This window comes from Allobosea sp. 67-29, from assembly GCF_001898115.1.
In the GTDB taxonomy this organism is placed as follows: domain Bacteria; phylum Pseudomonadota; class Alphaproteobacteria; order Rhizobiales; family Beijerinckiaceae; genus Allobosea.
Map to the genome: position 1 here is coordinate 135,526 of NZ_MKSQ01000007.1, position 19,688 is coordinate 155,213.

Consider the following 19,688-nt stretch of genomic DNA (forward strand, 5'->3'; position numbering starts at 1 on the left):
GATGACGGTCAGGCCGCCTTGACCGGGATGACCGCTTCCTGAGACTGCGCCTTTTCCCGACGCGGAATGCCGACGCTCAGAACGCCGTTGGCGAAGCGGGCTTCGATCTTGTCCGCGACGACATCGTCCGGCAGCCGGAACGACCGGAAGAACGAGCCGTAGCGACGCTCCGACAGATAGGCGTCCTGATCCTTTCGCTCCGTCTCGCTCTTCTTTTCACCGCTGATCGTCAGCACGCCCTCCGCGTACTTGACCTGCACGTCGGCGGGAGCGAGCCCCGGCAATTCGGCCGTGATCTCATAGGCCTTGTCCGTCCTGGAGACGTCGACGGCGGGAACGCTCGCCCAACGTTCCATGCGCGGCAGGGACAGGTCGAAGGACGGCGAGGTTGCAAAGGGACGGCGGCCGGCCCGGAATCCGAAGGTGTCGAACATCTGCTCCATTTCGTTCCAGAGGCGTTCGAGGCCGCCGAATTCGGTCTGGACGCTGGAAGGCACACGCGTTTCAGTCTGGATCGGAAGCTTGGTCGCTGTTTCTGCCATGGTGGCCTCCTTGAGAGGATGGCGCGTGGCCCCGCATGCTCGGGGCGCCGCTCGATCGAGGCCCGGCCTGCAAGCCTTTCGGCCAGCCGGGGCGGATGACGAAATCCAAACACAGCTCGACCGAGGGCACTTTGAGAGAGATCAAAAACCAGGCGCCGCCGCAGCGTTGACGCGACGCCCCGTGATTCCGGACGGGTCGATGCGGCGTTCAGCCTCGACCGGTAACGTGGTCTTCCGGCCCCACAAGCGTGCGCAGCGCATTCAAAATGACCGCGATGTCGATTCCTTGCTGCAGGAAGGCTCCGGTCACGGGCGGAATCAGGCCGAATCCGGCGAGGATCATCGCGATGCCGGACAGGCCGAGGCCGGCGACGATGCTTTGCCGAGCGATCGCGCGTGTTCGCTGCGCCGTGGCGACCGCCTCGGCAACGCGCCCGATCCGATCGACCAGGATCACGACATCCGCCGCTTCGGAGGAGGCGGTGGCTCCCCTTGCGCCCATCGCCACGCCGACATCCGCGGCAGCCAGGGCAGGGGCGTCGTTGAGGCCGTCCCCGACCATCATCGTCGGCTGCCGCGCTGCCTCCGACCTGATCGTCGCGACCTTCTCGGCAGGGCTGCAGCCGGCCCGCACGACGTCGATGGGAAGTTGCGCCGCGACCGCCCCGGCCGTCGCCGCATCGTCCCCCGTGACCATCAGGAGCCGGCCGACGCCGATCTCCCGCAGCCGCGTCAACGTCGCGGACGCGTCCGGGCGGATCGCGTCCGCCATCGTCAGCAGAGCGGCAAGCCAGCCATCGATGGCGACGAAGATCGTGAGAGCGGTTGAGTTCGCCTCAAGCGCTTTGCTTGCGGAGGCCCATTCAGGGGGCACGGCATCTGCCAGCACGAGGCTTCGAGAGCCTGCCCTGACATGGCGACCGTCCACGAGGCCCTCGAGCCCCGAGCCGCGATATTCGCGAACGCCCGACGGATGCGAGAGCGGCAGGCCCTTTTCCCGCGCCAGTCCGACCAGCGTCTCGGCCAGGACATGATGGGAAGCCTGCTCGAGCGAACCCAGAAGTCGCAGCACCTCGTCCGGATCGACGCCGGGCGCGGTGTCGAGTGCGATCAGCCGCGCTCCGCCCTCGGTAAGGGTGCCCGTCTTGTCGAAGATCGCCGTGCGCGTGCGCCCGAGGGCTTCGATCGCCGAACTGCCCTTGATCAGGATGCCGGATCGGGCGGCGCGCGACACGCCGCCGATGAAGGCGACGGGGGCTGCCAGGATGAGCGGGCAGGGCGTGGCGACGACGAGAACGGCGAGGGCCCGGACAGGATCGCCCGACAGCCACCAGGCCAGCCCGGCGACGAGCAGGGTCGCCGGCAGCAGGAGCAGCGCGAAGCGGTCGGCCATGCGGATGAAGGGCGCCTTCGCCGTTTGCGCCGCCTCGACCATGCGGACGATGCCGGCATAGGTGCTCTCTCCCGCGGCGGCGGAAGCGCGGTAGCGGAACGCTTCGCCGGCGTTCATCGTGCCGCTGCGCAGCAATGCGCCCTTCGTTCTGGTCTCCGGCAACGGCTCGCCGCTGACGGCGGATTCGTCGAGCTTGGCTCGGGCGTCGAGCAGCTCGCCATCGACCGGTAGCAGCTCGCCAGCCCGAACCAGGAGTTCGTCGCCGGGCCGGACCTCCTCGGCAGCGACATCGGCGAGACCGTCCGCCTCTCGCCGATGGGCGATCCTCGGCGTGCGGTTCCGTAGCGAGCGTAGCTCGCGTTCCGCCTTTCCCCTTGCGTAGTCCTCCAGCAGGTTTCCGCCGGAATACATCATCGCGACCACGGTGCCCGCGAGCGGCTCGCCCATGGCGATCGATGCGATCATGGCCACGAGGGCGATGGCGTCCACGCCGACCCGCCCGATCAGCAGATCGCGGAACATCGAGACGGCGAGTGCAACCGCGACCGGTATGGTCGCTGCACTCCAGATCACCGGCGCCGATATCGGCGCATCGACCGTGCCGGCGAACAGCCCGGCGAGGGTGCCCGTGAGCGCGATCGCGAACAGGCTGAGATGGACGGCGATCGCGGGCATTGCGCTCCCTGGCGTGTCAGAAGGCTGGCCTCGGCCCTGCCGGTCGTATCGATATCCCGGTCGGACAGGCACTGCCATCCAGCCGGCTCGCGGCGTCGGTCGATGGCCGGCCGGCATGTCCGAAGGCCGCTGCGCCAGCGCGGCGCGGGACGCTCACCAGACCGCGGCTCCGAGACCGTCGAGCGGGAACTTGAGGTAGCGGCGGCCGTTCGCCTCGAGGTCCGGCAAGCGTCCGCCCCTGATATTGACCTGGAGCGCGTGCAGGATCAGCTTCGGCATCGGCAGCGTGTGATCGCGCGCTTGACGCAGAGCAACGAAACTCTCTTCCGTCATCCCGGCGAGATGGGAGTTGGCGCGCTTCTGCTCGGCGACGGTGCTCTCCCATTTCGGTGCCCGGCCACCGGGTTCGTAATCGTGACCTGTGTAGAGCCGTGTCTGATCCGGCAAGGCGAGGATCGCTTGGATCGAACGCCAGAGCGCGCTGGCGCTGCCTCCCGGAAAATCCGCCCTGGCGGTACCGGAATCCGGCATGAATACGGTGTCGTGCACGAAGGCCGCGTCGCCGACGACATACGTGACCGAGGCGAGCGTATGCCCCGGCGAGAACATCACGCGCCCTTCCAGATCGCCGATCCGGAACCCGTCGCCATCGTCGAACAGGCGCTCCCACTGGGAACCGTCGGTCCTGAGCTCCGGCCAGTTGTAGATGGTCTGCCAGAGCCTCTGCACCGCCGTGACATGCCTGCCGATCCCCATCGGCGCGCCCGTCTTCTCCTTCAGATAGGATGCTGCCGAGAAATGATCGGCATGCGGATGCGTGTCGAGGATCCATTCCACCGTAAGCCCTTCGCGCGCCACATGGGCGAGGATCTGGTCGGCCTGGTGCGTGGCCGTGGCGCCTGATTTCTCATCGAAGTCGTAGACCGGGTCGATGATCGCGCAGCGCCTCGTCCCCGGATCGGACACGACATACTGAATGCTGCCCGTGCGCGGTTCATGGAAGCCCGTCACCTGCGGCACGCGCGCGGCCTGGCGTGCGAGCCAGTCGACCGCCCCCGACAGATCGAAGCCATGGCTCCGGCCGAAGGCCGCGACCTCGCCTGGTTTCATTCGGCCGTCGAGGACCTCGCCCAGCACATGGAGCGTCAGCGATCGCGTGCCGCTGCGACAATGCGCATAGACCGGTCCCTTCGCTCCCGACGTCGCCTGTTGGAAGGCTTGGATATCCGCGGCTGTGATCGTTGTGCCCGTCACCGGAATGAAGCTGTAGGCGAGGCCCGCTTGCCCCAGGAGCGCGCGCTCGGAGGCATTGTCGAGCTGGCTCGTGTCCTCGCCGTCCGGGCGGTTGTTGATCACCGCGGCGAAGCCCTGGCGCGCGACCGCCGCCAACGTCTCCCGATCGGGCTGGCTGGCGACTGTTAGCCAGTCACTGATTTTCACGGCGCTCATGGCGGTGCCCTCCCGGCCGAGCCACATGCGGCCTTGTATAGCGCATATGGCTCACGCGATCTTCGCCTGGAACCGGCGCGATCCGTCTAGCGCCGCATCCTGCGGAAAAGCGCGGCGAAATCGGCCTGCTCGGGAAGGGCGCTCATCCGGCCCACCTCCCGCTCGCGCGGCGTCCTCGCTGCCAGCCCCTCCGGGTCGGTCGGGAAAAACTGGATCGCAGGCGTCCCGACGATGCCGTATCGCGCCGCGATCCGCTTTTCGGTCAGCTTGGTCCCGTCGAAGTCGGTGACGTCGCGGGAACCAAGGATGTTGAGGTGCAGGATGGCGAAGTGGTCCCGGATCTCGGCCTCGACCGCCGGGTCGGCCATGTAGACCTCGTGCATGCGCCGGCATGCGGGGCAGTTGCGAAGGCCCCAGAGGATCGCGAAGCGCTTCCCCTCGCGGCTTGCCGAGCCGAGATCATCGGCGAGGTCGAGGAAGCTCTCCAGATACCAGTCGAACTGATAGAGACCGTCCTCGCCGAGCCGGGCCCTCCCGAAGGCCGAACGCGTCGAGAAGGGCGCTGCGAGCGCAGCTGTTCCCGCCCCCAGCAGGTGCCTTCGCGTGATCATGGGCCGTCTCCCGGGCCGGACTATGGATGGCTCTGGTATAAACATATGAATACGACTATATAAAACCGATGAAGGCAAGTAGGGGGCATATGGGCCGGCTCGTGGTCACGGCATGGGTGCTGTGGGCATTTTCGGCTGCCTCGGCGCTCGCTGCCGAACTTGTGGTGTATCGGCGGGATGGCTGTCCCTTCTGCGTTCGTTTCGAGCGCGAGGTCGCGCCGGTCTACGCCAAGACGCGTGAGGGCGGCCGGGCGCCGCTGCGACGGGTCGACCTGCCGGCCGGCGGCATCAGCGGTGCCGGGCTCGCCGAACCGGTCATCGCAACTCCGACCTTCGTCCTCGTCGATCGCGGTCGCGAGATCGGCCGCATCACCGGTTATCTGAACGACGACATGTTTTGGGGTTTGCTTGGCCAGCTCTTAGCTGGCATGGACAAACCGCAAGACGAAACGAAGCCCTGAGGTGGAGACAGGATGACCGCGATCGTCTCGAAGGCGCTCGAGAACGAGCTGCGCGACGGCGCCGAGTTCTCGCCGGAACTGGACCAGCTCATGCGCAAGGCGCGCAAGGCGAGCGATTTCCTCAAGGCGCTGTCTCACGAGAACCGCCTGCTGCTGCTGTGCTTGCTGGCGGAGCGCGAACGGACGGTCACCGAGCTCGAAAACCTGCTCTCGCTGCGTCAGCCCATGGTGTCTCAGCAATTGGCGCGGCTGCGGCTGGACCAGCTCGTCACCACCCGGCGCGATGGCAAGGCCATGTATTACAGCCTCGCCAACGACGATGTCCGGCGGGTCATCGCCGTGATCTACGACATCTTCTGCGGCAACGGCGCGACCGAGACGACAAGGCCGTGATTTCCGGTTCCGCTGCGTTGCCGCCCGAGCCATGACGGAGCTGTCCGCCTGGGGCGCGACGGTAGCCGGCATGCTGGTCGGCGGAGCCTGCGGCTTCACCGTGCGCCGCGCGCGGCTCTGTTCCTTCGGGGCGATCGAGGATGCCTGGATGGGCGGCGATACGCGCCGCCTGCGGATCTTCGGGCTGGCACTCGCCGTGGCGCTGGCGGGCGCCCAGTCCCTGATCGGCCTCGGCCTGCTCGATCCCGTGAACGCGACCTATGTCCAGCCCGCCCTGCCATGGCTTTCGATCGCCATCGGCAGCACGATGTTCGGGCTGGGCATGGCCCTGGTGGGCACCTGCAGCTTCGGCTCGCTGGTGCGGCTCGGCGCCGGTGACCTGCGCAGCCTGATCGTGATGATGGTGTTCGGTTCGGTCGCCTACGCCACCTTGCGCGGCATGCTGGCCCCATTGCGCATCGAGATTCTGGAGCGGGTCGCCTGGCCCGTTCCAGGCGGATTGAAGGGGGATCTGGCCAGCATGCTGGCTTATCTTGGCGCGCCCCATCCTCGCCTGGCCTTCAGCGCGGCGGCGGTGACGGTGCTCGTCGCGGCAGTGGCTGCCGATGCACGCCTGCGGCGCTCGCCGCGGCTGCTGGTGGCCGGCTTGACGCTGGGCCTGGCGGTTGTCGCGGGCTGGTGGGTCACCGGTGTCGCTGTCGATGCCTTCGATCATGTCCCCAAGGCGCAGAGCCTGACCTTCGTTTCGCCGGTCGGACGCGCGCTGTACGCCGTGCTGACGTCGCCCGCCGCCCTGCTCGAATTCGGGATCGGGACGCTGGTCGGCGTCACTTTCGGTTCGTTCCTGTCGGCGCTCTATGATCGCGAGTTTCGCTGGGAGGCTTTCGACGACGACCGCGAGATGCGGCGGCATCTCCTCGGCGCCGTCCTGATGGGCGGCGGCGGTGTGCTGGCGGGCGGCTGTACGATCGGGCAGGGGATATCCGCCGGTTCGATGCTGGCGCTGTCCTGGCCGCTGGCCATCGCCGGCATGATGATCGGTGCCCGCATCGGCATCGCCTTCCTGATGGAAGGATCGCTCAGGGGGCTGCTGCGGCGGCGCTGACCGGCGAACTCCCGGCGCAGTACAGGCCGTGCAGGGTCTCCAGCACGGCGGCCGCCTCCGGGCTCGCCAGGGAAAACAGCACCGCGATGCCCTGGCGTCGAGACGCGATCAGGCCGAGGCGGCGCAATTGCGCAAGGTGGGCCGCGACGCCCGCCGGACTCAATCCCGTGATCTGAGCCAGTTCGCCGGCGGCAGCCTCTCCCTCGACCAGCCGACACAGGATGGCGAGCCGCCGCGGGCTCGCCATGGCGCCGAGGAGGGCCGCGGCTTCCTCGATCGGCGGCGTGGCTTGCGATTCAAGCGTCAGTGCAATTGACACATTCAATAATCCATATATATAGCTTTCCATACTTGATTAACCCGGGAGGCCGTCATGGTCAATGTCGGATCGTTTGATCGCACGCTTCGCTTCGTCCTCGGCGCGGTCCTCGTCGCTGCCGTTTTCGTTCCGCCGCTGGCCGCCTGGGTCGCGCCGCTCGGGGCCTGGAAATACGCACTCACCGTATGGGGTGCCGTCATGCTGCTGACCGCGGCCATGCGCGTCTGCCCCGCCTACAGCCTGCTCGGCATCAGCACCTGTCGCACGGGGCGCTCGTCGTGATCGTGACCCTTTTCACACCGGTCGCCTCGCTTGCCGGGGGCGCTCTGATCGGCCTGGCTGCGGTGCTGCTGATGCTCTTCGAGGGACGCATCGCCGGCATCAGCGGCATCGTCTCGCGGCTCCTGCCGCCGGAAGGCGACGGGCAGACGCCGGGCCGGCTGGCCTTCGTCATGGGCCTGATCGTGGCGCCGCTCGCCTATGCGGCCGTGTCCGGCCTCTGGCCGGTGCCGCAAGTGGCCGCGACGATGCCGATCCTGATCGTCGCGGGGCTGCTCGTGGGCTTCGGATCGGTCTGGGGCAATGGTTGCACCTCCGGACACGGGATCTGCGGGTTGTCGCGCCTGTCGCCGCGTTCGGCCGTCGCGGTTGCGACCTTCATGACGATGGCCATTGCGACCGTGTTCGTCGCCCGGCACGTGTTGTGAGGCTTGAATGTCTGTTCTTGTCCAATTCCTCGTCGGCCTCGTCTTCGGGCTCGGGCTCATCATTGCGGGCATGTCCGATCCGGCGAAGGTTCTGGGCTTCCTCGATCTCGGCGCGATCCCGCTCGGAACCTGGGATCCGAGCCTGATCTTCGTGATGGCCGGCGGCGTCGGCGTGACGCTGCTCGGCTATCGCCTGGTGCTTGGCCGCGTCCGGCCGCTGCTCGCGCAACGCTTCGCGCTGCCCACGGCCAGCCGGCCGGACATGCGGCTCGTGAGCGGTGCCGCATTGTTCGGCATCGGCTGGGGGCTCGCCGGCTTCTGCCCAGGCCCCGCCCTCGTCGCCACCCTGACCGGCGGCCCGCCCGCTCTCGTCTTCATCGCGGCGATGCTCGTCGGCATGGTGCTCGCCCGCCGGCTCGCCACCGCGACGGCTGCCATGCCGGCCGCGCCGGCCCATCGCAACTGAGGAGAATTTCCATGCAAGGCCTTCCTCACCCCGTCGACCTCGCCGTCAAGCCGGAGGTCACCGCCTTTTTCGACGAGGCGACCAACACCGTCAGCTATGTCGTGAAGGATCCGGCGTCCAAGGCCTGTGCCGTGATCGATTCCGTCATGGACATCGACTACGCAGCCGGACGCATCGCCTATGAATCCGCCGACGAGATCATCGCTTTCATCCGCAAGCACGATCTTCGGCTCGAGTGGCTGATCGAGACCCATGTCCATGCCGATCACCTGTCCGCCGCGCCCTATATCCAGGGCAAGCTCGGCGGCAGGATCGGCATCGGCGACCGGATCACCATCGTCCAGGAGACCTTCGGCAAGATCTTCAACGAGGGGACCGAATTCCAGCGCGACGGCAGCCAGTTCGACCGTCTTTTCGCTGACGGCGATACCTACACGATCGGCGGCATGACCGCATTCGCGATGCACACGCCCGGCCACACGCCGGCTTGCATGACGCATGTCATCGGCGATGCGGCCTTCGTTGGCGATACCTTGTTCATGCCGGATGGCGGGTCGGCGCGCGCCGATTTTCCGGGAGGCGACGCACGCACGCTCTACCGATCGATCAGGCGGGTGCTCGCGCTGCCGCCGCAGACACGGCTGTTCATGTGCCATGACTACGGCCCGAACGGCCGCGAAATCCGCTGGGAGACCAGCGTCGCCGAACAGCGCGAGCACAATATCCACGTGCGTGACGGCATCGGCGAGGACGAGTTCGTCGAGAAGCGCGAGGCCCGCGACCGGACGCTCGCCATGCCCAGGCTGATCATCCCCTCGCTGCAGGTCAACATGAAGGCCGGGGAATTGCCGAAGCCGGACGAGAGTGGAACGCGCTTCCTCAAGGTCCCGCTCGACACGCTCTAGGCGCTAGCGTCGATGCCGGCACCTCCCGCGCGCGGGCTTCCGGAACGATCGACACAGCGCGCGCAAGACCCGCCGCCGGGAGGATGGCCATGGAGATCAAACGTATCGACGATCGTCTTTCGGTTTCGGCTCAGATCGGGCCGGACGATGTCCCCGCCGTCGCAGCAGCCGGTTTCCGCTCGATCATCGCCAACCGGCCGGACGGGGAGGGCGGCGACCAGCCGGACTTCGCCGCGATCGCCGCGGAAGCGGATCGGCTCGGCCTGAAGGCGGCCTACCTTCCGGTGACGTCCGGCAAGGTCGGCGACGACGAGGCGATTGCCTTTGACCGGTTGTTGAAGGAACTGCCCGGCCCGACGCTGGCCTATTGCCGAACCGGAACGCGCTCGACGACCTTGTGGTCCCTGGCCCAGGGCGCAGCCGGAACGCCGCTGCCCGATATCCTCAGGGCAGCCAAGGCGGCGGGCTACGACATGAACGGCGTCGCCCGGCGCATCGCCAACAAGGGTAAGGTCGCGATGGACGTTGTCGACGCTCACGCCGAGGTCGTCATCGTCGGCGGCGGCGCCGCCGGCATCGCGGTGGCCGCCAGCCTCAAGGCGCGCAAGCCGGACCTCGATATCGCGATCATCGACCCGGCGGAGGTTCATTACTACCAGCCCGGCTGGACCATGGTCGGCGGCGGCGTCTTTGACCCCGCCAGCACGGCGAAGACGATGGCTTCGCTGATTCCCCCCGGAGTGCGCTGGTTCAAGGCCGCGGTCGCGGCTTTCGAGCCGGCGAAGAACGCGGTGATCCTGGAGGGCTGCCGGGTCGTGACCTACCGGGCGCTGGTCGTGGCAGCCGGCCTGAAGCTGGACTGGGCCGGCATCGAGGGATTGCAGGAAACCCTGGGGCGCAACGGCGTCACCTCGAATTATCGCTACGATCTCGCACCTTACACCTGGGAGCTTGTCCAGTCGCTGAAGCGCGGCCGGGCCGTCTTCACGCAGCCGCCGATGCCGATCAAATGCGCCGGCGCGCCGCAGAAGGCCCTCTATCTCTCGGCCGACCATTGGCACCGGCAGGGCCGCCTGAACGACATCAGGATCGACTTCTTCAACGCCGGTGCCGTGCTCTTCGGCGTCAAGGATTATGTCCCGGCGCTAATGGCCTACATCGAGCGCTACGGTGCTGCGCTGCGGTTCCAGCACCGGCTCACCCGCGTCGATGGCGCGAGGCGGCGGGCCTGGTTCGCGCGAACCGAGGCCGACGGCAGCACATCGACGGTCGAGACGGAGTTCGACATGATCCATGTCGTGCCGCCCCAGGTCGCCCCCGACTTCGTCAGGGTTTCGCCGCTGGCCGACGCGTCGGGCTGGATCGACGTCGATCAAGGCACGCTCCGGCACAAGAGCTTCGCCGGAGTCTATGCCCTCGGCGACGTTTCGAGCACGCCGAACGCCAAGACCGCCGCGGCGGCGCGTAAGCAGGCGCCGATCGTCGCTCACAACCTGCTGCGCGATCTCGGCCATGGCGCAGCCGCCGATGCGATCTATGACGGCTACGGCTCCTGCCCGCTGACCGTCGAGCGCGGCAAGATCGTCCTCGCCGAGTTCGGCTATGGCGGCAAGCTGCTGCCGAGCTTTCCAGCCTGGCTCATCGACGGCCGAAAGCCGAGCCATCTCGCCTGGCTGCTGAAGGAGCGCATGCTGCCGCCGATCTATTGGAAGGCGATGCTGCGCGGACGCGAATGGCTTGCCAGGCCGGAGCTCGCGGCATGATCGCCTCACCCGATATCGCCTCGGTCGGGTCGGGCTCGCTGGTCGGCTTCGTCCTGGGCCTCATCGGCGGCGGAGGCTCTATCCTGGCCGTGCCTCTGCTGGTCTATGTCGTGGGCGTGGCCTCGCCCCACGTCGCCATCGGCACCAGCTCGGTGGCCGTGGCGCTCAGCGCCTTTTCGAATCTCGTCGGCCATGCGCGCGTCGGCAATGTCCGTTGGCCTTGCGCAATCGTCTTTTCCCTGGCCGGCATCGCCGGGGCGGCGGCGGGCTCGGCCATCGGCAAGCGCTTCGACGGCCAGAAACTGCTCCTGCTGTTCGGGCTGCTGATGATCGTGATCGCGGTGATGATGCTGGTTCGCAGGAAGGGCCACGGCACGCAGTTCCGGCCGCTCGAACGGGCCACGGCCGGCACGCTGCTGCCCCGGCTGCTCGGCATGGGCGGAGCCGTCGGCGGGATGTCGGGCTTCTTCGGGATCGGCGGCGGCTTCCTGATCGTGCCGGGCCTGATGGCCGCGGCCAGGATGCCGATGATCACGGCGATCGGGTCCTCGCTCGTCGCGGTCACCGCTTTCGGAATCACGACGGCCGTTTCCTACGCGCTCTCCGGACTGGTCGACTGGCACATTGCAGCTCTGTTCGTCGCCGGCGGCGTGGCGGGCGGCGTCGGCGGCACGCTGCTGGCCCACCGGCTGGCGACCCACAAGACGATGCTGACCCGGGTATTCGCCGGGATCGTCGCGGTCGTCGGCCTCTATGTCGTCTGGCGCGGTTACGGCGCGGTCGTGGCTCCGGCTTGACGGTGGAGTTTCAGACCGGGACGAAGCGATAGGCCGCGGCGTCCCGCTCGACGCGCCCGGCCGCGCCCGGCAGATGATATCCGATCGCCAGCACGCCCTCCTGGTGCAGCCTGTCGAGCAGGCTGCGGCGCGTGGCGACGGCCCGCTCGGCATCGTGATCGGAAGCCGGCCGCCATTCCGGATGGGCGAAGGAAATCCGGGGATGGGTCAGGGCATCGCCCAGCACCATCACCTCCTGTCCGGCCGACCGGAAGGCGAATGAGACATGGCCGGGTGTGTGTCCGGCCGTCTCGACGGCCGCTATGCCCGGCAGCCATTCGCTCGCCGCTGCCATGCGCTCGAGCTTCTCGCCGAGGCCCTTCGCGATGCGCTGCGCGCCGGCGGCGAAGGCGTGCCGGTCCGCCGGAAGCCGTTCGTAGACCTTGTTCCCGGTCCAGAAGTCGATTTCCGGCGCCGCAGCCAGCCAGCGCGCATTCGGAAAGAGCGGGCTGTCGAAGTCGTCGAGGGCACCCCAGAAATGATCGGGGTGGAGATGCGTGAAGAGGACGTGGGTCACCGCTTCGGGGTCGATGCCGGCGGCTACCAGACTCGCCGCCAGCTGGCCGGTGCCGGGCAGGAAATGGGCACCGGCCCCGCAATCAAACAGGATGACCTCGCTGCCGCGGCGCAGGCAGGTGACGTTCACGGGTGTCCGGAAGGGGTCTGACGGTCCGGCCTGCGCGACGATCTCGGCGGCCGGCATGTCGCGCGCCAGCGTCGACAGCGGCATCTCGAAGCCGCCGTCGCTCAGGATCGTGATGCGCTCCGCCTCGGAGCCGAGCGTGGTGACGACCTGTGCCCGTGCCGGGGCGGCAAGGCTTGCAACCCCGGCAGCAAGGAGGGAGCGGCGCGTCAGCATGGCCGGCCTATTTGTTGACCGGCGAATCGGGGTCGAACAGATAGGCCATCACGTCCTTTATCTGGTCCTCGGTCAGCACCTTGTTGACGCCGAAGCGAGGCATGTTCGAGCACGGCACGACCGCCATCGAGTCATAGATCTTGGTGTAGGCGTCCTTGATGCTTTCGGCGTCGTATTTGCGGTCCTTGCCATAGGCCGACAGGCTCGGCCCCAGCGTCCCGTAGCTGACCTCCTTCGGGTCGAGCTGGTGGCAGGCGAAGCAGTTGCCGCCCGCGATCGTGCCGGGCGGATCGGAGAACTGGCCGCCGCGGCCGTTGTTGGCGACCTGATAGCCTTTCTTCCAGTCGCCAAGGAATTTTCCGTCGGCAGGATAGGCGACGCGGCCTGCCTCGCGCTTCATGATCGCGTCGGACTGGGCGGAGGAGGGGGTATTGCGCGTCGCGTTGCAGATCGCGAGCGTCTCGTCCGGCTTGATCCGCGCCTGCCACTCGGGCGAGGCCTTGCCGAAGGTGGACTTGATGTAGGCGTCGATCACGGCCTGGTTCGGGCGCTCCTGGGCATGGAGCTGGCTCGCTGCGAGGACACCGGCGGCAAGCGCGATGGTCAGTTTCAGCATCGTCGGGTCCTCACCGCTTGATCGACGGAACATTGATCTCGCCGCCTTCCGCCCGGGTCTCCAGGAAGAGGGTCAGGGCGGTCAGGGCGTCCGAGCCGTATTCCGGAACCGGCCAGCGCTGCTGGCGATAGCAGTCCCAAAGCCTGTGCTGCATCGTGCGCAATGCGCTCTGCGAGACGCGGTAGGTCGGCCAGGACGCCATCGTCTCCTGGGCAGGCTTGCCTTTGACCGAAAGGTTGGGCAGCCCCTGCAGGCGGATGCGCTTGCCGTCCTCGGCATGGCAGGTGGAGCAGGAGAAGTCGTTGACGCCGCCGCGAGTGTAGAACAGCGCCTCGCCGACAGCTGCCGCCTCCTTCTCCTTCGGATGCGAAAGCTGCGGCTCGATCTTCATGCCGTTCGATTTGTTGGCGATGAAGGCGACGAGATCCTCCATGTCGGAGGCTTTGCCCGGGCCGGAGAAGCGGCGCGCGACGACATCCGTCGTGTCGAGGCCCTGGAGCTTGTCCATGCACCAGAGCAGCCGCTGCTCCAGGTCCATGACCTTGTCGGCATCGGCGAAGTAGCGCGGCAGCTTGGCATAGGCTCCCTCGAGCTTACCCGCCCCCTCGCCGAGGTCGCAGCCTTCCAGCGAAACGTTCTTGGTGCCACGTGCCTCGCTCCACAGAGCCTCGCCGCGATCGACTGCGAGGAAGCCTGGATTCGAGAACGGGTCCGACAGCATTTGCCGGTAGCGCTCGATTTCCTTCTCGCTGTCGTCCTGCGGCGACTGCGCCGCCAGCCGGGCGCTCGCCAGGCTCAAGGCAGCCGTAAAGACGGCCGCTGCAATCAGCGGAATCCTCATCCCTCGCCCTTTCGTTTCCTCGCCGGCCGCTTATGCTGCGGATCGGTTCAAAGCCCGCACGGGCTTTACATTCACAAAAAACAATATAACGATACGTGCAAATGATGTGCGGCGATCGGTCGCTTCGTCAAGCGCAAAAATGAGAGCAGTTCCAGGGAGGAACACGAATGAAAAACAGCCTGGAAAGGCTTTCTCGCCGCGATTCCATCAAGCTCGCAGCGGCAGCTTTCGCCGCCGCGGCGATCGCGCCGCGCCTGGCTTTTGCCGATGAGAAGGCTGTCGCAGCCGAGATCAAAAAGCTCTACGGCGACAAGGCGATGGGGCAGGGTAGGATCAAGCTCGACGTGCCGGAGATCGCCGAGAACGGCCTCGTCGTCCCGATCGGCGTCGAAGTCGAGAGCCCGATGACGGATGCCGACTACGTCAAGGCGGTGCACGTCTTCGCCGACGGCAACCCGCAGCCGGGTGTCGTCAGCTACCAGTTCACGCCCGCCTGCGGAAAGGCTTCGGCCGCGACGCGCATGCGCCTTGCGCAGACGCAGGACGTGATCTGCATCGCGGAGATGTCGAACGGCGATCTTTTTTCGGCGAAGGCCAACGTCAAGGTCACGATCGGCGGCTGCGGCGGCTAAGTAGCCCGCGGGCCGACCAGAACCAGAACAGGCGAGGAAACCATGAGCACGAAGCCCACGCCCCGGGTCCGCGTCCCGGCCAAGGCCGCAGCCGGCGAGTTGATCGAGATCAAGACGCTGATCTCGCACGAGATGGAATCAGGCCAGCGCAAGGACGTCAAGGGCGGAACCATTCCGCGCAAGATCATCAACAAGTTCACTGCGAGCTTCAACGGCAAGCCGGTCTTCGTCGCGGATTGGAACCCGGCGATTTCGGCGAACCCCTATCAGTCGTTCTTCTTCAAGGCTGCGGAATCCGGTGAGTTCACCTTTGCCTGGAAGGATGACGACGGTTCCGAATATACCGCCAAGAGCAAGCTGACCGTCGGCTAGCGCCGACTTCGGCCCGGCGCGTTCGGAAGCGTCGTCGGGCATGCATCCTCCGATTCCGATCGTTGTTCCCGGGCCGCGGCATGCGCGCGCCCAAAGGACGAGTCATGATCTCGAAACGTGAATTCCTGCAGGCGACGGGTGTCGCCGCGGTGCTGGCGGCATCGTCCGGACTCGGACCGCTGGGTCGCGCCGCGGCGCAGCAGAAGCTCTCGCAGGCCGATATCCTGCGCTTCGACCCGCTCGGCACCGTCACGATCCTGTATCTCGCCGATATCCACGCGCAGCTCATGCCGCTGCATTTTCGCGAGCCTTCGGTCAATCTCGGTGTCGGCGAGGTCAAGGGCGTGCCGCCGCATCTCACTGACGCAGCCTTCCGCGACTACTTCAAGGTCGCTGCGGGCTCGCCCGAAGCCTTCGCACTGACATCGGACGATTTCGTCCATCTCGCGCGCAACTACGGCAGGATGGGCGGTCTCGATCGCGTTGCGACCCTGGTTAAGGCGGTCCGGGCCGAGCGCGGCGACGACAAGGTGCTGCTGCTCGATGGTGGCGATACCTGGCAGGGTAGCTGGAGCGCACTGCAGACCAAGGGCCAGGACATGGTCGATGCCATGTCCGCGCTGAAGGTCGATGCGATGACCTCGCACTGGGAGTTCACGCTCGGCGCTGACCGCGTGAAGGAGATCGTGGACGCCGCTCCCTTCGCCTTCCTCGCTCAGAACATCCGCGACAAGGAATGGAACGAGCCGGTCTTTCCGCCGCGCAAGATCTTCGAGAAGGGCGGGGCGAAGATCGCCGTCATCGGCCAGGCCCTGCCGCGCACGGCGATTGCCAACCCGCGCTGGATGTTCCCGGAATGGGAATTCGGCATCCGCGAGGAGGATCTGCAGAAGCAGGTCGACGAGGCGCGCGCCGAGGGGGCCAGTGTCGTCGTTCTGCTTTCGCATGACGGTTTCGACGTCGACCGCAAGCTCGCCTCGCGGGTCAGGGGCATCGACGTCATCCTGACCGCCCACACGCACGATGCGATGCCGGGGCTGATCCGCGTCGGCGACACCGTGCTCGTCGCCACCGGGTCGCACGGCAAATTCGTTTCGCGCCTCGATCTCGCGGTGAAGGACGGCAGGCTCGCGGACATCCGCTTCAAGCTCATGCCGGTCTTTGCCGATGCGATCGCGCCGGATGCCGAGATGGCGGCGCTGGTGACGAAGCTGCGCCAGCCCTACGCGGCCGATCTTGCCGAGGAAATCGGCCGGACGGATTCGCTGCTCTACCGGCGCGGCAACTTCAACGGCACCTTCGACGACCTGATCTGTGCCGCGATGATGCAGCAGCGTGACGCGGAGATCACGCTGTCGCCCGGCTTCCGCTGGGGCGGTTCGCTCCTTCCGGGCGAGCCGATCACCTGGGAGGCGATCACCAACGCCACCGCGATCACCTATCCGAACTGCTACCGGATGGAGATGACGGGCCAGCAGCTCAAGGATGTGCTCGAAGATGTCGCCGACAACATCTTCCACCCCGACCCCTATTTCCAGGGCGGCGGCGACATGGTCCGCGTCGGCGGCATGGGCTACGCCATCGACGTTGCCCGGCCGATGGGCAGCCGCATCTCGGAAATGACCCATCTGAAATCCGGCCAGCCGATCGAGGCGGGCAAAAGTTATGTCGTTTCCGGCTGGGCGAGCGTCAACGAGAGTACGCAGGGGCCGCCAATCTGGGATGTCGTGCGCGATCACGTCGCCGCTTCAGGGACCATTTCGCTTCAGCCGAACACCGCCGTGAAAGTGAGCGGCGCATGATCGCCGTCGCGTCCGGCCTCACCCGTCATCGGAGGACATGAGAGGATGACCTCGCACAGCGACGATTTTGCTCCGAGCCGACGCCGCTTCCTGGGCGGCGCGGCGCTCGCCGGCGCGGGGCTCGTCGCCGCCGGCCCTGCGCGGGCCGAGACGGCCAAGCCCGACCCGCTCATCACAGAGGTGCAGGACTGGAACCGCTATCTGGGGGAGGGCGTCGACAAGCACCCCTACGGCGTGCCGTCCCGCTTCGAGAAGAACGTTGTGCGGCGCGATGTGCCGTGGCTGACGGCTTCGCCGGAATCCTCGGTCAACTTCACGCCGCTGCACGATCTCGACGGCATCATCACCCCTTCCGGCCTGTGCTTCGAGCGCCATCATGGCGGCATCGCGGACATCGATCCGGCCAACCACAGGCTGATGATTCACGGCCTGGTCGACAAGCCGCTCGTCTTCACGATGGAGGACATCAGGCGGATGCCGCGCGAGAACAGGATCTTCTTCCTGGAATGCGCGGCGAATTCCGGGATGGAGTGGCGCGGGGCGCAGCTCAACGGCTGCCAGTTCACGCACGGCATGGTTCACAACGTCATGTATACCGGCGTGCCGTTGCGGACGATCCTGGCCGAGGCGGGCCTGAAGCCGAAGGCGAAATGGCTCATGCTCGAAGGCGCCGATGCCGCGGGCATGAACCGCTCGCTCCCGCTGGAAAAGGCGCTCGATGACGTCCTCATCGCCTTCGCCATGAACGGCGAGGCGCTGCGGCCGGAACAGGGCTATCCGCTGCGTGCCGTCATTCCCGGTTGGGAAGGCAATCTCTGGGTCAAGTGGCTGCGCCGGATCGAGGTTGGCGACATGCCCTGGATGGCGCGCGAGGAGACTTCCAAATACACCGACCTGCTTGCGGATGGACGCTCGCGCCGCTTCACCTTCGTCATGGATGCGAAGTCGGTCGTCACCAGCCCCTCGCCGCAGGCGCCGCTGAAGCACAAGGGCCGCAACGTCCTCTCTGGGCTCGCATGGTCGGGACGCGGCACGATCAAGCGGGTCGACGTCACCCTCGATGGCGGCAAGAACTGGCAGCACGCACGCATCGACGGCCCGGTTCTCGAGAAGTCGCTGACCCGCTTCTACGTCGATTTCGACTGGAATGGCGGCGAATTGCTGGTTCAGTCGCGGGCTATCGACTCCACCGGTTATGTTCAGCCGACGAAAGAAGAACTGCGCAAGGTCCGCGGCGCCAACTCGATCTATCACAACAACGGCATCCAGACCTGGCACGTGAAGCCGAACGGGGAGACCGAGAATGTCGAAATCTCCTAGGGTCGCGCTTCTGGCGGCTGCCGCCGGCCTTGCCCTTGCGCTGGCCGGCCCGCTCGTCGCCCAGCCCGTGCACAAGCCGCACCCTGCGGCGCACCCGCATGCGGCTCAGGCTCCTGCGCAGCCGCTTCCGCCGGCGGCCGCCCGGATGGGCCTCGGCCGCGAGGCGCTTCCGGAGGAGATCAAGGCCTGGTCGATCGATGTCAGGCCGGACGGGAAGGGGCTGCCACCCGGCAAGGGCACGGTGCGGCAGGGAGACGAGCTGTTTCAGGCGCAATGCGCGGCCTGCCATGGCGAGTTCGGGCAGGGAAACGGCCGCTGGCCGGTCCTGGCCGGCGGGCAGGGCTCGCTCAAGGACGACCGACCGGAAAAGACCATCGGCTCGTTCTGGCCAGACCTGTCGACGGTGTTCGACTATGTCCGCCGCGCCATGCCGTTCGGCAATGCACAGTCGCTGCAGCCGGACGAGGTCTATGCCCTGACGGCCTATCTCCTCTACCTCAACGATATCGTCAAGGACGAGGATTTCGAGCTTTCGGACAAGAACTTCACCTCGGTTAAGCTTCCCAACGCCGCGGCTTTCTACGACGATGACCGGGAGACGACGGAGAAGTCGTTTTGGGGCAGGCAGCCTTGCATGAAGGACTGCAAGGCGGAGGCGAAGATCACGGGCCGCGCGACCGTGCTGGACGTCACGCCCGATTCCAAGACGGCTCCCAAGGTCGATTGATGGGAGCGGCGCCGGTGGCTTCGGGATGGATGAGCTTCGCCGCCATGGCAGCCGGGCTGGCCGCTGGTTCGGCCCAGGCGGCGGGTGACCGGGCTCTCGGAGAATATCTCTCCGCCGAATGCGCGGCCTGCCATGTCGGCAGCGCGTCCGGGGCGCAGGGCATCCCGGCTCTTGCCGGCATGCCGGCCGGGCAGCTCACCGCGTTGATGATGTCCTACCGGCGTGGCGAACGCGACAATGCCGCCATGCGCAATGTTGCACGGCAACTTTCGGAAGACGATATCGCGGCTCTGGCCGCCTATTACGAGGGGCTGAAAACGGCCCCCTGACCGTCGATATGCGGCGGCCAACAGGGAGGAGACGATGACGGATTGCACAGGGACGCCGTCGCGGCGCGGCTTGCTCGCCGCCGCGGCTTCAGGGCTGGCGGTGGCGGCGACCGCCGCGGCTGCCGCCGCTCCCCGGGACGTCGGTCTCGCGGAGCTCAAGAAGGAAGCCGACATCGCTTGCCTCTATCACTGCGACTTCGGCGACGCTGCGCGCTTCGAGCAGATGCTGACCAACATCGCGAACCACTATTCCGCCTACGATGCCGATCCGTTCGCGCTGCAGCTGGCGATCGTGGCGCATGGAGCGGGCGTGAAGTTCTTCCTGAAGGACCTCGAGGGCACCGCCTGGGCCGGGGACGCGGCCGCGATGAAATCCTTCGACCGTGTCGAGGCGCTCGCCAAGAACGGGCTCAAGGTGCATCTCTGCGAGATCACCTTCCAGCGCAACAGGATCGACAAGGCGAAGGCGAGGGAAGCCGCTTTCGCGAGCTTCGTGCCGTCGGGCGTCGCGACCGTGGCCGCGCTCCAGGCGAAGGGCTTCGCCTATATGAAGGTCGGTTGACGA

Annotated in this window: 24 protein-coding genes; 16 read left to right on the forward strand and 8 right to left on the reverse strand. The window is 66.8% G+C overall.

What is annotated here, in order from left to right; translation table 11 throughout:
• Window positions 1-8: 8 nt before the first annotated feature.
• The 4 genes from BGO20_RS04325 to BGO20_RS04340 form a co-directional block, all read right to left on the reverse strand.
• Window positions 9-542, reverse strand: coding sequence for an Hsp20/alpha crystallin family protein (locus BGO20_RS04325; protein ID WP_291662403.1), 534 nt, complete (start codon window positions 540-542; stop codon window positions 9-11).
• Between the two features lie 208 nt (window positions 543-750).
• Window positions 751-2,610 (reverse strand): heavy metal translocating P-type ATPase, encoded by a 1,860-nt coding sequence (locus BGO20_RS04330; RefSeq protein WP_291662401.1) that lies wholly within the window; start codon window positions 2,608-2,610, stop codon window positions 751-753.
• Between the two features lie 153 nt (window positions 2,611-2,763).
• Window positions 2,764-4,059 (reverse strand): bifunctional sulfur transferase/dioxygenase Blh, encoded by a 1,296-nt coding sequence (gene blh, locus BGO20_RS04335; RefSeq protein WP_291662399.1) that lies wholly within the window; start codon window positions 4,057-4,059, stop codon window positions 2,764-2,766.
• An 86-nt stretch (window positions 4,060-4,145) separates the two neighbouring features.
• The gene (locus tag BGO20_RS04340) at window positions 4,146-4,670 is read right to left on the reverse strand and encodes a thioredoxin family protein (RefSeq protein WP_291662398.1); all 525 of its coding nucleotides are present in this window, start codon (window positions 4,668-4,670) and stop codon (window positions 4,146-4,148) included.
• A gap of 89 nt (window positions 4,671-4,759) precedes the next feature.
• On the opposite strand from BGO20_RS04340, the gene BGO20_RS04345 reads away from it, so the two are divergent.
• Genes BGO20_RS04345 through BGO20_RS04355 form a run of 3 tightly spaced genes read left to right on the forward strand, consistent with a single transcriptional unit; the run spans window position 4,760 to window position 6,629 of the window.
• Window positions 4,760-5,131 carry a thioredoxin domain-containing protein gene (locus BGO20_RS04345; RefSeq protein WP_291662396.1) on the forward strand — a complete coding sequence of 124 codons (372 nt, stop codon included), beginning with the start codon at window positions 4,760-4,762 and terminating at the stop codon, window positions 5,129-5,131.
• Window positions 5,132-5,143: 12 nt separating this feature from the next.
• The gene (locus BGO20_RS04350; RefSeq protein WP_291662394.1) at window positions 5,144-5,524 is read left to right on the forward strand and encodes an ArsR/SmtB family transcription factor; all 381 of its coding nucleotides are present in this window, start codon (window positions 5,144-5,146) and stop codon (window positions 5,522-5,524) included.
• Between the two features lie 31 nt (window positions 5,525-5,555).
• Window positions 5,556-6,629: a YeeE/YedE family protein gene (locus tag BGO20_RS04355; RefSeq protein WP_291662393.1), complete on the forward strand. Its 1,074-nt coding sequence runs from the start codon at window positions 5,556-5,558 to the stop codon at window positions 6,627-6,629.
• On the opposite strand, the gene BGO20_RS04360 is transcribed toward BGO20_RS04355, so the two are convergent.
• Window positions 6,604-6,978, reverse strand: a complete 375-nt coding sequence (locus BGO20_RS04360; protein ID WP_291662391.1) for an ArsR/SmtB family transcription factor — start codon at window positions 6,976-6,978, stop codon at window positions 6,604-6,606. The genes BGO20_RS04355 and BGO20_RS04360 overlap by 26 nt on opposite strands.
• A gap of 24 nt (window positions 6,979-7,002) precedes the next feature.
• On the opposite strand from BGO20_RS04360, the gene BGO20_RS04365 reads away from it, so the two are divergent.
• From BGO20_RS04365 to BGO20_RS04390, 6 genes are all read left to right on the forward strand, one after another.
• A complete protein-coding gene (locus tag BGO20_RS04365; protein WP_291662389.1) occupies window positions 7,003-7,230 on the forward strand; it encodes a YgaP family membrane protein in 228 nt (75 codons plus the stop codon).
• On the forward strand, window positions 7,227-7,655 hold the full coding sequence (locus BGO20_RS04370) for a YeeE/YedE family protein (protein WP_291662387.1): 429 nt from the start codon (window positions 7,227-7,229) through the stop codon (window positions 7,653-7,655). Before BGO20_RS04365 ends, BGO20_RS04370 begins: the two co-directional genes overlap by 4 nt.
• Window positions 7,656-7,662: 7 nt before the next feature.
• Complete coding sequence (locus BGO20_RS04375; RefSeq protein ID WP_291662385.1) at window positions 7,663-8,121, forward strand: DUF6691 family protein; 459 nt, start codon at window positions 7,663-7,665, stop codon at window positions 8,119-8,121.
• 11 nt (window positions 8,122-8,132) lie between these two features.
• Window positions 8,133-9,026, forward strand: coding sequence for an MBL fold metallo-hydrolase (locus BGO20_RS04380; protein WP_291662383.1), 894 nt, complete (start codon window positions 8,133-8,135; stop codon window positions 9,024-9,026).
• 89 nt (window positions 9,027-9,115) lie between these two features.
• A complete protein-coding gene (locus BGO20_RS04385) occupies window positions 9,116-10,789 on the forward strand; it encodes a bifunctional protein tyrosine phosphatase family protein/NAD(P)/FAD-dependent oxidoreductase (RefSeq protein WP_291662381.1) in 1,674 nt (557 codons plus the stop codon).
• Window positions 10,786-11,586, forward strand: a complete 801-nt coding sequence (locus BGO20_RS04390; RefSeq protein WP_291662379.1) for a sulfite exporter TauE/SafE family protein — start codon at window positions 10,786-10,788, stop codon at window positions 11,584-11,586. Before BGO20_RS04385 ends, BGO20_RS04390 begins: the two co-directional genes overlap by 4 nt.
• Window positions 11,587-11,596: 10 nt before the next feature.
• On the opposite strand, the gene BGO20_RS04395 is transcribed toward BGO20_RS04390, so the two are convergent.
• The 3 genes from BGO20_RS04395 to soxA are packed head-to-tail and all read right to left on the reverse strand — an operon-like array spanning window position 11,597 to window position 13,941.
• A complete protein-coding gene (locus BGO20_RS04395; RefSeq protein WP_291662377.1) occupies window positions 11,597-12,484 on the reverse strand; it encodes an MBL fold metallo-hydrolase in 888 nt (295 codons plus the stop codon).
• A gap of 7 nt (window positions 12,485-12,491) precedes the next feature.
• Window positions 12,492-13,100, reverse strand: coding sequence for a sulfur oxidation c-type cytochrome SoxX (soxX, locus tag BGO20_RS04400; RefSeq protein ID WP_291662375.1), 609 nt, complete (start codon window positions 13,098-13,100; stop codon window positions 12,492-12,494).
• A gap of 10 nt (window positions 13,101-13,110) precedes the next feature.
• Window positions 13,111-13,941 (reverse strand): sulfur oxidation c-type cytochrome SoxA, encoded by an 831-nt coding sequence (gene soxA, locus BGO20_RS04405; RefSeq protein WP_291662373.1) that lies wholly within the window; start codon window positions 13,939-13,941, stop codon window positions 13,111-13,113.
• 167 nt (window positions 13,942-14,108) lie between these two features.
• Between soxA and soxY the strand changes: the two genes are divergently transcribed.
• From soxY to BGO20_RS04440, 7 genes are all read left to right on the forward strand, one after another.
• The gene (soxY, locus tag BGO20_RS04410) at window positions 14,109-14,573 is read left to right on the forward strand and encodes a thiosulfate oxidation carrier protein SoxY (RefSeq protein WP_291662372.1); all 465 of its coding nucleotides are present in this window, start codon (window positions 14,109-14,111) and stop codon (window positions 14,571-14,573) included.
• A gap of 42 nt (window positions 14,574-14,615) precedes the next feature.
• Window positions 14,616-14,945, forward strand: a complete 330-nt coding sequence (soxZ, locus tag BGO20_RS04415) for a thiosulfate oxidation carrier complex protein SoxZ (RefSeq protein ID WP_291662370.1) — start codon at window positions 14,616-14,618, stop codon at window positions 14,943-14,945.
• A 104-nt stretch (window positions 14,946-15,049) separates the two neighbouring features.
• Window positions 15,050-16,747, forward strand: a complete 1,698-nt coding sequence (gene soxB, locus BGO20_RS04420; RefSeq protein ID WP_291662369.1) for a thiosulfohydrolase SoxB — start codon at window positions 15,050-15,052, stop codon at window positions 16,745-16,747.
• A gap of 45 nt (window positions 16,748-16,792) precedes the next feature.
• A complete protein-coding gene (gene soxC / locus BGO20_RS04425; RefSeq protein ID WP_291662367.1) occupies window positions 16,793-18,067 on the forward strand; it encodes a sulfite dehydrogenase in 1,275 nt (424 codons plus the stop codon).
• Window positions 18,051-18,794: a c-type cytochrome gene (locus BGO20_RS04430; protein ID WP_291662366.1), complete on the forward strand. Its 744-nt coding sequence runs from the start codon at window positions 18,051-18,053 to the stop codon at window positions 18,792-18,794. The genes soxC and BGO20_RS04430 overlap by 17 nt, the downstream gene beginning before the upstream one ends.
• Before the next feature lie 14 nt (window positions 18,795-18,808).
• The gene (locus BGO20_RS04435; protein ID WP_291662364.1) at window positions 18,809-19,123 is read left to right on the forward strand and encodes a c-type cytochrome; all 315 of its coding nucleotides are present in this window, start codon (window positions 18,809-18,811) and stop codon (window positions 19,121-19,123) included.
• Window positions 19,124-19,157: 34 nt separating this feature from the next.
• A complete protein-coding gene (locus BGO20_RS04440) occupies window positions 19,158-19,685 on the forward strand; it encodes a DsrE family protein (RefSeq protein WP_291662362.1) in 528 nt (175 codons plus the stop codon).
• Window positions 19,686-19,688 lie beyond the last annotated feature (3 nt).